Genomic DNA, 12,747 nt, shown 5'->3' on the forward strand with positions numbered 1-12,747 from the left:
CACCGAACTCCACGACGCCTTCGTCTCCCTCGCCTGCAGCCTCATCTGCTGGCGACGCCTCAACAAGCCCGACGCATGATCGTGTTACGAGCTCTTAGCCCCTGAAGCGATGGAGGCGTGCGTGCTGACCGTTTCCTCTTCTGCCCGTTAGGGAGCCAGCCCGGGCGTCGAATATCCCCCTCCTGCAGGGGGCAAGGGCTAGCTACGCTCTGCTCATGAGCCACCCAGCTGCCGCCTACTCCTGGCTTCCTGATCACCAACTCCACGTCACCCAGACCCTGGCCCACGGGACCACACCATCGCGCAGGCCATCCGCCTGATACACGCCTACTCCGAGCAAGGCCCGCTTACCCTGACGGAAGTTGAGGAGGGCGACCGGTTGCAGCTGGTGGTGAAGGCAATCGCGCCTCTACCCGCCGCGATTCCACGTCTGGTGGCGGACGCCCTCACGCAGCTTCGCGCCGCGTTGGAGCACACCTTGTACGCCGAAGTCGAGTCCCAGCTCGGCAGGCCGTTGACACGCCAGGAGGCCCCTCGAATCGAGGTCCCTGCGACGACAACGGAGCGCGCCTTCGACCTATGGCTCACAAGGCAGGGACGGGCAGATATCCCCCCGCTGGTAGCTGGTCAACCGTTGGTTGAACGGCTCCGCCGCCTGCAACCCTTCCAGGAGGCGGACAGCGACGAACATCCGCTCCGAGTCCTGGCGACGCACACCAACCTGGCCAAGCACCGCATGCCTGCACTCGCCGCCACACGGGTCGGGGCCGTCTATGCCGACAGCCCGAGCCAGAGCGTCGCAGTGGCGATTGCTGCGGATCCGGGTGCCGGCCGCAGCATCGCCTTGGAGGAGGGCAGCGTCCTGGCCAGCGTTCCTCGCGGCGAACAGATTGTCCTGAACGTGGTTCCGACGGTCGCGCTCCAGCGCCCGCATTCTGATGCCTGGGGCGTGGCCGCAGCTGAGCTGGGAGCTCTGGAAAAGTGGGTGCGCACCGTAGCTATCCCGACCCTGGTTGCAGGGACAGCCAATGTACCCAGCTTGCCTCCGCAGCTGGACATCACGACTGGCCACAAGGACGCCCGCCAAGCCCTGCTCGGCGCAGGACGCACCCCAGCAGCCGACCGTGCGACCGCCAGCATCAGCGCCGCAGTATCGCGGATAGGTCTTGTCGACCTTCTCGTGCCGCTACCGGACAGCCCAGGGCGTGCCGTCCTGCACGCATGGACCGCTTCCTTGGACGACGCACAGGTACTCGAGCGCATGCACCGCCTGGCCGCCGGTCAGGTGGTCGCCCTTGTCGGGATCCTGGCCGAGGCTCACCAGTTCGCGGTGGCCCAGGGCGCAAGTAGCCCGTCTACGGCCGGTGGCCGATGAACACCCGGAATGACACGGGGGCCTCGCCCTCGTAGTCCAGAGTCAGGACTTTATCGACGACGAGCCCGGCACCCGTGAGGAGACCGGTCCACACCGGGGAGTCCAGCACGTACATGTCCGTCGGGATCTCCACGCCGCCCGCGAGCCGGATCAGCTCCCGCCTGGCAACGACATCGGTCTCCGGCCCGTGACCGGTGACGCTGGTATGCAGGCGCCAGAGAACACCAGCCGTCCCCGTGGCCGGAGCTTCTGGACAACCGCAGGGATCAGCCGCGCCGGGTCCACGAAGGGGAAGACGCTGACCGCATACATCAGGTCGTAGGGATTGGCACACGCCAGATGCTGCACGGCATCCCCGTGCAGCAGGTTCAGCCCGGCCATGTCCAGGTAGCGGTCCCGGGCCCGCTGGTGCTGGGTGGCTGAACAGTCGATCGCGTCCACCACAGCGCCGTGGTCACGCACCCGCGGCCCTTCAAGAACCCGCTAACACCCTTTGATGAGGAAATCCGGAAGCGAATGCGTAACATTCCGTGACCGAAAGTCATGATGGTGGCAGAGGTGCCGCTTCCCCGGGCATCGTGCCGACAGGGCCTCCACGGAGCGTGGCCGCGGTTGTTGGAGCTCCGTGGAGGCCCGGTCGGCGTGTGATGGAGGCTGCCCTCGGCCTCAGGGCCGTCCTCGCGGGCTCAGACGACCGCCCCCGTCCCCCTCTCCTTCTTCCTCCGCGCCTCCAACGGGCTGTACCCGTCAGGGACTTCCTTCGCGGCGCGGCGGCCCCGTGCCGGTGGGGGTGTCGGGTTGCGGTGTTCCAGGGCGATCGCGATCGGGACCGCGGTGAAGATGGTCGAGGCGATGCCGACCAGGACGCCCGCGATCAGCGCCACGGAGAAGTCCGCCAGCGAGTCGCCGCCCAGTACCGCCAGTGCGGTCAGGATGAACAGGGCTCCCATACCCGTGTTCACCGTGCGCGGGAGTGTCTGGACCACCGCGTGGTTGGCCGTTTTCTCCAGGTCGCCTCGGGGGTCTCGGTGGCGCGCTTCGCGGACGCGGTCGAAGACGACCACCGTGTCGTTCACGGAGTAGCCGATCACTGTGAGCAGCGCCGCCAGGAAGACGCTGTCCACCGGCCTGCCCAGCCAGGCGAACAGGCCCACCACGAGGAGGACGTCGTGGACCATCGCAGAGACTGCCGCTGCCGCCAGGGTCCAGCGGAACCGCACGCTGAGGTAGATCAGCTGGGCGGCCACCGCGATGCCCAGGGCCAGGAGCGCCTTGTGGCGCAGGTCGCTGCCGAGGCTCGGGCCGATCTGTTCGTCACGCTCCACCGTGACGGTTCCGCCGGGCTCCTCCAAGGCCGCCTTGACGCGCTGCTGTTCGTCGTCGGTGAGCTTCTCCGTGCGTACGGTGATGTCGCCGTCGCCGGACTCCTGCACCACCGCGCGCGGGAACCCCGCGTCGGACACGGCGTTCCGGGCCGTGTCCGCGTCGACGGACCTGCTGGTGCTGTACTCGACGAGGCGGCCGCCGGTGAACTCCACGCCGAAGTCCAGGCCGCGGATGAGGATTCCTGCGACGGCCACCGCCACCAGGAGTGCGCTCGCGCCGAGCCAGCGGCGACGGTGGCGGACCAGGTTCGGGTTGCGGCGGGACAGCCATGTGCGGACCCGGCCCGTCGAGGCGATGCCCGTCAGACCGGGGCGCTTGCGTACGAAGCTGCGGGCGACGGCGAAGTCCGCGAGCGCGCGGGTGATCACGAGCGCCGTGAGCATCGATGCCAGGACGCCGATGCACAGGGTGACCCCGAAGCCCTTGACCGGGCCCGTGGCGAAGAAGAACAGCAATCCCGCGGCGAGCAGCGTCGTCACGTTCGAGTCGATCACCGCGCTCCACGCCTTCGCGAAGCCGGTCTTCACCGGCTTCGCCAAGTCCTTGGAACGGACGCCCAGGTACTCCTCCCTGGCCCGTTCGAAGACCAGGACGTTCGCGTCCACCGCCATGCCGATCGCCAGGACGAACCCGGCGAGCCCCGGCAGCGTGAGCGTCGCGCCGAGCGCCACCAGAGCGGCGTACGAGATGAGGCCGTACAGCGCGAGGGCCAAGGCGGCGAGCGCGCCAAGGAGCCGGTAGACGACGGTGATGAACAGTGCGGTCAGGGCGATGCCGATGAGCGCGGCCTTGGTGCTCGCCTCGATTGCGTCGGCGCCGAGCGTCGGGCCGACCGTGCGCTGCTCCACGACGTCGAGGGGCACCGGCAGCGCGCCGCCCTTCACGAGCGCCGCCAGCTCGCGCGCCTCGGCCCGGCCGAAGCCGCCGCTGATCTGCGTGGAGCCGCCGGTGATACCGGTCCCGCACACCACGTCCGCGGTGACGCCGGGCGCCGAGATGATCTTGTTGTCGAGGGTGATGACGACGCGGCGTTCCGGAGCGCCCTGAGGCGCGCAGGCCGCGTCCGAGGTGATCTTCGCCCAGGTGTCGCCCGCGCCCTTGCGGAAGTCGAGGGAGACCATCCAGCCGCTGAGCGACTGCTGGTCCAGGACCGCCTCGGCGTCCTCGACCCCCTCGCCGGTGAGGGCGGTGGGTCCCAGCTTCAGGTGGTTGCCCGGCTGGTCCGGGTCGGGCAGGGTGCGCGATCCGTCGGCCTCGGGCTTCGCGGAGCCCTCGTCGGCCGTCGCCCCCGTCACCGGGTGGACCGTGAGCTGTGCGGTGCGGCCGATGACCTCGGCGGCCTTGCGTGGGTCCTGCACTCCGGACAGTTCGACGATGATCCGTTTCTCGCCGGAGCGGGCGATGCCGGGTTCGGAGACGCCGAGGGCGTCGACGCGCTGCCTGAGGACCTCCAGAGCGCGGTCGGTGGATGCGGCGTCGGCCTTGACGGTGGGTGAGTCCCGGGTCTCCAGGACGATCTGGGTGCCGCCGCGCAGATCGAGGCCGAGGCGGGCGGATTGGGTGAGGGCGATGTAGAGGGACAGCGCGACGGCTGCCAGCGCGATGATCGCCCTCCACAAGGGTGGGCGGGACAAGGGTGCGTGAGACATGCGTACTCCACGATGAGGGCGGGACGGAGGGACGCGTGACCGGCCCCGCGCGGTGTGCGCCGGGTCAGAAGGGTCAGGCGTCGATGACGGTCTGCGTGCTCATCGGTGGGGCGGGCCGCGCGGGGCGGCGGACTCGGCCGGCCTGCGCGGCGGCGCGAGTGCGGTGGCGGGGCCCGTGTCGGGCCCGCCCAGGGCGCGGCGCGGGGCCGTGTCGACGGCCGTACGCGCGGGGCCCGCAGGCTGCGGGCCCGGGATGTGGGCGTCAGGTCGGTGCGTGACCGCGACATGCCGCGCCGGGACGTCGTCGTCCGGTCCTGCCCCTTGTCCGGCGTGCCCCGCCACCGTGTGGTGGGCGAGCGGCCTGTCGGCGGGCATGGGCATGCCCTGCGCCCCGGCCAACGGGACGAACAGCGCGAGGACGGTGACGACGAGGGTCAGCGCGGACGCGGCCAGGCGCGCGGAGCGGCTCTGTTGCGGCACGCGTCCCCCCATCCCTTCGGTGCTCGTCGGGTGCGCACGGCGTGGCCCCGCCCTGCTCAACGTATGGGGCGCCCCGGTCCGTTCCGTGTTCCTCGGCAGTTCTTCGGCAGCCGAAGAACTTCAGCAACAGCGCGAAACCCAGCCGGTTCGCCGCCCCCGACTTGCTCCGAAGCCGCTCCTGGTCCTCCTCCAAACAGCGTCCAGACCTCGATCAAGTCCTCCGGCTCCCACTCCTGCCGCACTCCGCGCTCCCTCCGGTCTTCGTGACCGGACCAACGTCGCCGAGCGGCTCCTCAAGAATCCGGAAAGATCGAAAACCCGGACAAGCCCACCCCGGATTTGCTACAGAGAGCTACTTGTCACTTCGTGGCAGCTTCGGGAGGACAGGGCCTGGACCGGGTCATCGGTGGCATCGCGGGTGATCACTATGCCCGGGGCCTCCTCCCGTTACCCCGAGGTTGTAGGAGCGCGCCAGGCACCCCAGTACGAGCCCAGCTCGGTGCAGGAGGAGCACCGCCGGGCCCTGGTCATCAGGTTCCACCTCTCGCAGCTCCCAGCGGCCCAGGAGGTCCGTGTACGCGCGCGGGAGGAGCCAGCCCTCCCCGGACCACTTCAGGAGCTGAGGAGGCCGGGTACCTGCGATGTTCTGCAGGTACCGGAAGCGGCTGCTGAACGCGACGAACTCCTCCCACTCCAGACCGCCCGGCAGACCATTCGCATTGAGGGCCCGCCAATCGCCCGGCTCGACATGGCCGGCCGCCTGGACGTGCCTGTGACGGCCCTCCAGGGCCTCCTTACGGAGGGCCTGGTTGAACATCCACGAGACCAGTCGGCCGCGCCAGTTGGGCCGGGCCCACTCCTCAAAGCCGCGCTCCCGCCGATCGTCGAACGTGGGCACCGCCACTTCGACGACGTCGCCCAGCGACCACGGCCAACCCGGCGAGTTCCCGGCCGGCCGTGCGGATATCGCGTTCGTCGTACATCCAGCGGGACCGACGCGCTCTGTGTCAGCTCCGAGAAGAGGGAGCGCGCGTATGGCCGGATGGTGGCAGCCATCGAGGACCAGCAGCATCCGGTCCTGCCCGCACCCGCCCTGACCTGCTGCTATTTGCACGTCAAAGCCGCGTGATAACTATGCCTTGATCATGGTCTTGGAGTTCTCGGCGTACGGGGCGTCCCGCAGCGTCGGTGCCTTCCCCGGGCCGAAGACGCCCGGCTGCACCGCGTCCGGATCCGAGCCGATCGCGCAGTCACCGCGGGAACCGTCCAGCACGGCCAGCCCCGAGGCCGGGTACGTGGCCCGGCCCAGCGGCGTGGAACAGCGCGCCGCCAGCTCGTCGGTGATCCGGGGGAGCACCTGGGTCTGGGTGAAGAGGGTGCCGCCCGCGGAGTCGGCGGCCACGGTGTTGACCCAGGGCAGGCCCTGGGTGCTCCTCAGCGCGTCCTGGATCCCGGCCACCGAGCGGGCCTTGCCCATCGCGAGGGCGGTGTCGGAGCCGCGCAGGTTCACCGCGTTCGGGTCGTTCAGCGCGTACGCCGTCTGCGCGGTCCACGGCAGGGGAAGGCCCGGGCCGAGGTCCGAGACCACCGGTCCGTAGCGGGTCCACCACTGGGTGCGGGTGACCGGGGCGCCGCCCGCCACCGGGACGGTGACGGTCCGCCGGGTCATCCGCTCCGGCCGGCCGTCGACGAGGTAGGCGGTCGGGTCGGCCGGGTCCAGGGCGAGCTGGTGGAGGTTCACGGGGGTGCCGGTGGCGACCGTGTGGCTCCAGGCCACCTTCTCGTTGAAGCCGACGTTGACCACGGCGGTGCCGAGCAGGGAGGCGCCCGAGACGTTCAGCTCACCCGGGATCGTCTGCTGGAACTGCCAGAAGCGGCGCCCGCCGTGCCACGGGTAGTGCGGGTTCCCGAGGAGCAGGCCGCGGCCGCTCGCCGTGGTGGCGCCGGCGAAGGCCACCGCGTTGGAGCCCATGTCGTAGCGGCCGGTGTCGAAGAACTCCCGCGCGGCCTCGGCGGCGGCCGCCGGGTCGGCCTCCGGATCGGAGGCCTGCGGGCGCTCCGTGGGGCCGGTCGGGGAGCCCGCGGCGCCCGGGGGCCCGGCGGCCGTGATGCCGTCGATGCCGCGGCCCTGGCCGCCGAGGACCGAGACCGCGAAGGCGCGGGCGGCCACATCGGCCGGGGTGACCGGGCGGACCCAGCCGGCGCCCTTGCACGCGGGGTCGGTGACCTTGTTCTGGGCCAGCCAGGCGTTGTACCCGGCGGCCCAGCCGCGCATCAGGTCCTTGAGATCCTTGGTGGGACCGGCCGGGGCCGGGGCCGCCAGCAGCTTCTCCACCGTGCCGGACTCCCGCACCCCCTTGAAGTACAGGTCGCTGGAGAGGTTCTTCGTGGCCGAGGACAGCGAGAAGTCGGGCGCCGCGTCCGGGCCGAACCAGCGCGAACGCTCGCCGGCGACGGTCACGAACCCGTCCGCGAGGACACAGACCTGGTCGGCGGCCTGGGCCCAGCCGGTGCCGAAGCCGAGCCGCGGGTAATCGGGGGCGAGGATGTGCGGGATGCCGTTCTCGGTGTACCGGATGACGGCGGACAGACCGCCGCCGGCGGCGCTCCGGTCGTCGGGCGCCGCGGCCGCCGAGGCCTGGGGTACGGCGGCCGTCGCGGCGAGCAGGGCGGCGCAGGTGAGGGCGACGCGGCGGAGTATCGGACGAGTGCTGAGATGCAACAGTCCTCCCAAGTAGCCTGTGGACGGGCGTGGTTACCCGTTGGACAGGCGGTACGTCCGTGCCCCCTCACTCATTCAGCCCGTCCGATGATCTGTCAACATCCCGTTTGGTATCCGGTCATTGACCTTGGGGGTACGGGAGGACGAGGATCGCGCCATGACGGCAGACCGGGCGGTGCGGGCAGTGCGAGCGGTGCGGGACAACACGGTCGACGGTCTGGTGCACGACAGCGCGCGGCGGGTCCCCGACCGCCCGGCCGTGCGTTACCGCGAGCGGAGCTGGACGTACGCGGAACTCGACGCGGCCGTCACCACCGGCGCCGCCGTGCTGCGGGAGCGCTACGGGCTGGCCGCCGGGGACCGGGTCGCCACCTTCGCCCACAACTCCGACGCCTACCTCCTCGCCTTCCTCGCCTGCGCCCGCGCCGGGCTCACCCACGTCCCGGTCAACCAGAACCTCACCGGCGAGGACCTCGCGTACATCCTGGACAACTCCGCGAGCGCCCTGGTCCTCGCCGATCCCGCCCTGGCCGGGCGGATCCCCGACGACTACCCGGTACGGGCGCTGCGCGACGCCCCCGGCTCCTTCCTGGCGGAGCTGGCCGAGCCGCTGCCCTTCGAGGCCGGCCGGGACCCGGGCACGCTGGCGCAGCTCCTCTACACCTCGGGGACCACCGCCCTGCCCAAGGGCGCGATGATGACCCACCGGGCCCTCGCCCACGAGTACGAGAGCGCGATCGAGGCGCTGGACCTGGCCGGGGACGACCGGCCCGTGCACTCACTGCCGCTCTACCACTCGGCGCAGATGCACGTCTTCCTGCTGCCGTACCTGGCGGTGGGAGCGCGGAACACGATCGTGGACGCGCCGGTCGCGGAGCAGATCTTCGACCTGGTCGAGGCCGGGGAGGCCGACAGCCTCTTCGCCCCGCCGACGGTGTGGATCGGCCTGTCCCATCACCCGGACTTCGCGGTGCGTGAGCTGGGAGCGCTGCGGAAGGCGTACTACGGGGCCTCGATCATGCCGGTCCCGGTCCTGGAGCGCCTGCGCGAGCGGCTGCCGGGGCTCGGCTTCTACAACTGCTTCGGCCAGAGCGAGATCGGCCCCCTGGCCACGGTGCTCGGACCGCTGGAGCACGAGGGGAGGATGGACTCCTGCGGGCGGCCGGTGCGCCACGTCGAGGCGAAGGTCGTCGACGAGGACGGCAAGGACGTGCCGGACGGAACGGCGGGCGAGGTGGTCTACCGCTCGCCACAGCTCTGCCTGGGGTACTGGAACGACCCGGCGGCCACGGAGAAGGCCTTCCGGGACGGCTGGTTCCGCTCGGGCGACCTCGCGGTGCGCGACGCGCAGGGGTACTTCACGGTCGTGGACCGGGTGAAGGACGTCATCAACTCGGGCGGGGTGCTGGTCGCCTCACGGCAGGTGGAGGACGTGCTCTACACCCACCCGGGCGTGGCCGAGGCGGCGGTGGTGGGGCTGCCCGACGAGCGCTGGATCGAGGCGGTCACCGCGGTGGTGGTACCGCGCGGGGAGGCGGGGGAGGTGACGGAGGCGGAGCTCATGGCCTACGCAAGGGAGAAGCTCGCCCACTTCAAGGCCCCGAAGCGGGTGCTCTTCGTGGACGCCCTCCCGCGCAACGCCAGCGGCAAGATCCTCAAGCGGGAACTGCGCGACCGCTTCGCGGAGCCCGGCCACTGAGGCCGGGCCGGGGGAGCCGGCCCCGGGGAGCCCGGTCAGCCGGGGCGTGGAGGGTGTGCGGCGGGGTCCTCGGGAGGGAAGAGTCCGCTGCGCCGCAGCCGCCGCAGGGTGAGGTGCTCGTGCACGAGCCGGCCGACGAGCGCGCCGCCGTAGACCACGAAGCCGACGCCGACCAGCCAGGACTGGACGACGAGCAGGGTGCCGAAGGGGCCGTAGATCACCGCGTTGGAGGCGATGAGCGGGGAGAACACCAGCTGCGAGAAGATCCGCAGTCCCAGCAGCCCGAGGCTCGTCGCGACCGCCCCCGGCACCAGGGCACGCCAGCGGACCCGGCCGCCGAGCAGCAGGCGCTGCGAGGCGATGAAGAACAGGCAGGTGCCGATGAGGTCGCCCAGAGCGCCGAGGACCGTGCCGATGGCGTCGTTCGACGGCGAGGGGATCCCCACGAGCAGGGCGAGGTAGCAGACCAGCAGGGCGAGCCAGACGACGTGCAGCCACATGGTGTGCCAGCGCGCGGTCGGCAGGTCCCAGACCTTCTCGTAGCCGGTCTGCACGGCCGACCCGAAGGTCAGGCCGAACACCGCGAGGGCAGCCAGACCGAACGCCGTGGTCCGCTCCAGTGCCAGGTCCGCGGCGCCGAACAGCATCTCGACCCGGACCCGCGAGGCCTCCGTCACCCCGAGGGCCTGGCCGAGCCAGCGGCCGAAGCCCGAACCGCTCCCGGGTGCGGCGGCCGCCACGACCACCAGCAGCGGCACCAGGGTGAGGAAGCCGAGGGCCGCGAAACCCATCGCCCGGTGCATCAGCTCCATCTCCCGGCCGCGGCTCCAGGCCAGCCCGATCTGGGAGCCCTGGAGCCGGTCGTAGAGCTGCCGGAGGGTGGAGATCACACCTCATGCACTACCCCCGAGCGACGGCCCGCTCCCGGGGGCCACCCCCAAATGAGCCCGAACGGGTGGTTTCAGCCGCCCGGACGCGTGTCCCCGACCTCCCCGGCTCCGCGGAGGTCGACCAGTCTCTTGATCTTCCCGACCGAGCGCTCCAGCGTCTCCGGCTCGACCACCTCGACCCGGACGGAGACCCCGATCCCCTCCTTGACGGCCCGGACCACGGCGGCGGCCGCGTCCTGCCGCCGCTCGGCGTCCGTCTCCCGACGCGCCTCCACCCGTACCGTCAGGGCGTCCATCCGGCCCTCCCGGGTCAGCCGCAGCTGGAAGTGGGGAGCCAGGCCCGGCGTCCGCAGCAGGACCTCCTCGATCTGGGTCGGGTACACATTCACCCCGCGCAGGATGATCATGTCGTCGCTGCGCCCTGTGATCTTCTCCATCCGGCGGAAGGCCGGCCGGGCCGTTCCGGGCAGCAGTCGCGTCAGGTCCCGGGTGCGGTAGCGGATGACGGGCATGGCCTCCTTGGTGAGGGAGGTGAACACCAGCTCGCCGGGCTCGCCCTCCGGCAGCACCGCGCCGGTCAGCGGATCGACCACCTCGGGATAGAAATGGTCCTCCCAGATGTGGAGGCCGTCCTTGGTCTCCGCGAACTCCTGCGCCACGCCCGGCCCGATGACCTCGGACAGGCCGTATATGTCCACCGCGTCGATGTCGAGCCGTTTCTCGATCTCCCGGCGCATCTCCTCGGTCCACGGCTCCGCGCCGAAGATCCCCGTCCGCAGTGAGGTGGCGCGCGGGTCGATCCCCTGGCGCTCCATCTCGTCCAGCAGGGTCAGCATGTAGGAAGGGGTCACCATGATGACCTCCGGCCGGAAGTCCTCGATGAGCCGGACCTGCCGGTCCGTCATCCCGCCCGACGCGGGCACGACCGTACAGCCGAGTCGCTCGGCGCCGTAGTGCGCGCCCAGGCCGCCGGTGAACAGTCCGTACCCGTAGGCGATGTGGATGATCTGGCCGGGCCGTCCGCCAGCCGCCCGTATGGACCGGGCGACGACGTCCGCCCAGGTGGCGAGGTCCCCGTCGGTGTACCCGACGACGGTCGGCCGCCCGGTGGTGCCGCTAGAGGCGTGGATGCGGCGCACCTGCGAGCGCGGCACGGCGAACATCCCGAAGGGGTACTGATCGCGCAGATCGGCCTTGGTGGTCAGGGGGAACAGGGAGAGGTCGGCGAGGGACCGGCAGTCGTCGGGATGCACACCGGCCTTGTCGAAGGCCTGCCGGTAGAACGGCACCTTCTCGTAGGCGCGGTGCAGGGTCGCGCGGAGCCGGGTGAGCTGGAGGGCGGCCAGCTCGTCGCGGCCCAGCCGCTCGCCCGTGTCGTGGAGATCCGTGTACACCGCCATGCCGTCACCTCACCATGAGAAACCGACCGATCATTCGGTAGATTGCCAGGAATGCGCAGGTTAAATCAATGACTCGAACGAGTGATCGTCTTTTATGTTGGCCGGCATGCCTACCTTCACCACCTACGACGGAACCGAACTCGCCTATCACCTCCAGGGCGACGGTGAGCCGCTGGTCTGCATCCCGGGCGGCGCCATGCGGGCCTCCGCATACCTGGGAGACCTCGGCGGACTGGCGGACGGGCGCCTTCTGATCCTCCTCGACCTGCGCGGCACGGGCGACTCCGCGGTACCGGCGGACGAGTCGACGTACCGCGTCGACCACCAGGTCGGCGACGTCGAGGCACTGCGGGCGCATCTCGGCCTGGAGCGCATGGACCTCCTCGCCCACTCCGCCGGCGGCAACCTCGCCCAGCTCTACGCGGCCGCGCACCCCGGGCGGCTGCGCCGGACCGTCCTGGTCACCCCGACCGCGTGGGCGGTGGATCTCCCGGTCGTCGCGGAGGACCGGCTGGCGGGGGCCCGGCTGCGGGCGGGCGGCGAGCCGTACGACACGGCCATCGCGGCCTACGAGCGGATCCTCTCGGACGCCGCCCACGGCGAGGAGGACTGGGAGCTGGCCGCGCCGGTGTTCTACGGGAACTGGGACGCGACGGCCCGGGCGCACTGGGCGGCGAACGCGCGGCAGCAGAACGAGAAGGCCGCCGAGGCCTACGCGGGCCCCGGCGCCTTCGACCCACCCGCCACCCGTGAGGCGCTCCGCCGGGTCACGGGCGAGGTCCTGGTGCTGGCAGCGGAACTGGACGGCACCCCCCGCCCCGCCCTGGCGGCCCGGCTGGCCACGCTGTTCCCGCGGGGCTCGGTCGATGTCCAGCCCCGGGCCGGCCACTTCCCGTGGCTGGACGACGCGGCCTGGTTCGCGGCCCGCGTGGAGCGGTTCCTGGCGGCGGGCGCCTGACGGCGTGATGCGGCGGGGGCTCGTCGGGCGGTGGTTCGTCAAGATCGGCGGGATGGCAGACTGACGGGCCGTACCGCGAACCGAGAGGACCGACATCATCGTGCGACGGATACTGGTGCTCACAGCCCTGGCGTCCCTGGCCTTGACGGCATTGGCGGCGGCCACGGCGGCCGCCGGCGCGTTTTTGC

Annotated in this window: 10 protein-coding genes and 1 pseudogene; 3 read left to right on the plus strand and 8 right to left on the minus strand. The window is 71.2% G+C overall.

Annotated features, from left to right (window positions below):
- Window positions 1-379: 379 nt before the first annotated feature.
- Window positions 380-1,375 carry a hypothetical protein gene (locus ACFY04_RS07805; RefSeq protein WP_389114853.1) on the plus strand — a complete coding sequence of 332 codons (996 nt, stop codon included), beginning with the start codon at window positions 380-382 and terminating at the stop codon, window positions 1,373-1,375.
- On the opposite strand, the gene ACFY04_RS07810 is transcribed toward ACFY04_RS07805, so the two are convergent.
- The 6 genes and pseudogenes from ACFY04_RS07810 to ACFY04_RS07835 form a co-directional block, all read right to left on the minus strand.
- Window positions 1,356-1,508, minus strand: coding sequence for a hypothetical protein (locus ACFY04_RS07810; protein WP_389114854.1), 153 nt, complete (start codon window positions 1,506-1,508; stop codon window positions 1,356-1,358). The genes ACFY04_RS07805 and ACFY04_RS07810 overlap by 20 nt on opposite strands.
- 17 nt (window positions 1,509-1,525) lie before the next feature.
- Window positions 1,526-1,837, minus strand: a complete 312-nt coding sequence (locus tag ACFY04_RS07815; RefSeq protein WP_389114856.1) for a class I SAM-dependent methyltransferase — start codon at window positions 1,835-1,837, stop codon at window positions 1,526-1,528.
- A 224-nt stretch (window positions 1,838-2,061) separates the two neighbouring features.
- Complete coding sequence (secD, locus tag ACFY04_RS07820; RefSeq protein WP_389114857.1) at window positions 2,062-4,410, minus strand: protein translocase subunit SecD; 2,349 nt, start codon at window positions 4,408-4,410, stop codon at window positions 2,062-2,064.
- A gap of 99 nt (window positions 4,411-4,509) precedes the next feature.
- A complete protein-coding gene (locus ACFY04_RS07825; protein WP_389114858.1) occupies window positions 4,510-4,890 on the minus strand; it encodes a hypothetical protein in 381 nt (126 codons plus the stop codon).
- A 400-nt stretch (window positions 4,891-5,290) separates the two neighbouring features.
- Window positions 5,291-5,794 (minus strand): hypothetical protein, encoded by a 504-nt coding sequence (locus ACFY04_RS07830; protein ID WP_389114859.1) that lies wholly within the window; start codon window positions 5,792-5,794, stop codon window positions 5,291-5,293.
- Window positions 5,795-6,043: 249 nt separating this feature from the next.
- Window positions 6,044-7,612: pseudogene (locus ACFY04_RS07835) on the minus strand (penicillin acylase family protein); the annotation flags it as partial.
- Between the two features lie 157 nt (window positions 7,613-7,769).
- Between ACFY04_RS07835 and ACFY04_RS07840 the strand changes: the two are divergent.
- The gene (locus ACFY04_RS07840) at window positions 7,770-9,311 is read left to right on the plus strand and encodes a fatty acyl-CoA synthetase (protein WP_389114860.1); all 1,542 of its coding nucleotides are present in this window, start codon (window positions 7,770-7,772) and stop codon (window positions 9,309-9,311) included.
- Between the two features lie 35 nt (window positions 9,312-9,346).
- On the opposite strand, the gene ACFY04_RS07845 is transcribed toward ACFY04_RS07840, so the two are convergent.
- A complete protein-coding gene (locus tag ACFY04_RS07845; protein WP_389114861.1) occupies window positions 9,347-10,201 on the minus strand; it encodes a YhjD/YihY/BrkB family envelope integrity protein in 855 nt (284 codons plus the stop codon).
- Window positions 10,202-10,272: 71 nt separating this feature from the next.
- The gene (paaK, locus tag ACFY04_RS07850; protein ID WP_389114862.1) at window positions 10,273-11,601 is read right to left on the minus strand and encodes a phenylacetate--CoA ligase PaaK; all 1,329 of its coding nucleotides are present in this window, start codon (window positions 11,599-11,601) and stop codon (window positions 10,273-10,275) included.
- A gap of 106 nt (window positions 11,602-11,707) precedes the next feature.
- Here paaK and ACFY04_RS07855 point away from each other — a divergent pair, with 106 nt between their 5' ends.
- Complete coding sequence (locus ACFY04_RS07855) at window positions 11,708-12,559, plus strand: alpha/beta fold hydrolase (RefSeq protein ID WP_389114864.1); 852 nt, start codon at window positions 11,708-11,710, stop codon at window positions 12,557-12,559.
- Window positions 12,560-12,747: the final 188 nt, after the last annotated feature.

The organism is Streptomyces sp. NPDC001549 (assembly GCF_042894025.1).
GTDB classification, from domain to species: Bacteria; Actinomycetota; Actinomycetes; order Streptomycetales; family Streptomycetaceae; genus Streptomyces; species Streptomyces kutzneri.

Excerpts from the sequence above, each read along its gene's own strand:
- secD (WP_389114857.1), bottom strand. The coding sequence starts at position 4,410 with ATGTCTCACGCACCCTTGTCCCGCCCACCCTTGTGGAGGGCGATCATC.
- ACFY04_RS07840 (WP_389114860.1), top strand. The coding sequence starts at position 7,770 with ATGACGGCAGACCGGGCGGTGCGGGCAGTGCGAGCGGTGCGGGACAAC.
- paaK (WP_389114862.1), bottom strand. The coding sequence starts at position 11,601 with ATGGCGGTGTACACGGATCTCCACGACACGGGCGAGCGGCTGGGCCGC.
- ACFY04_RS07855 (WP_389114864.1), top strand. The coding sequence starts at position 11,708 with ATGCCTACCTTCACCACCTACGACGGAACCGAACTCGCCTATCACCTC.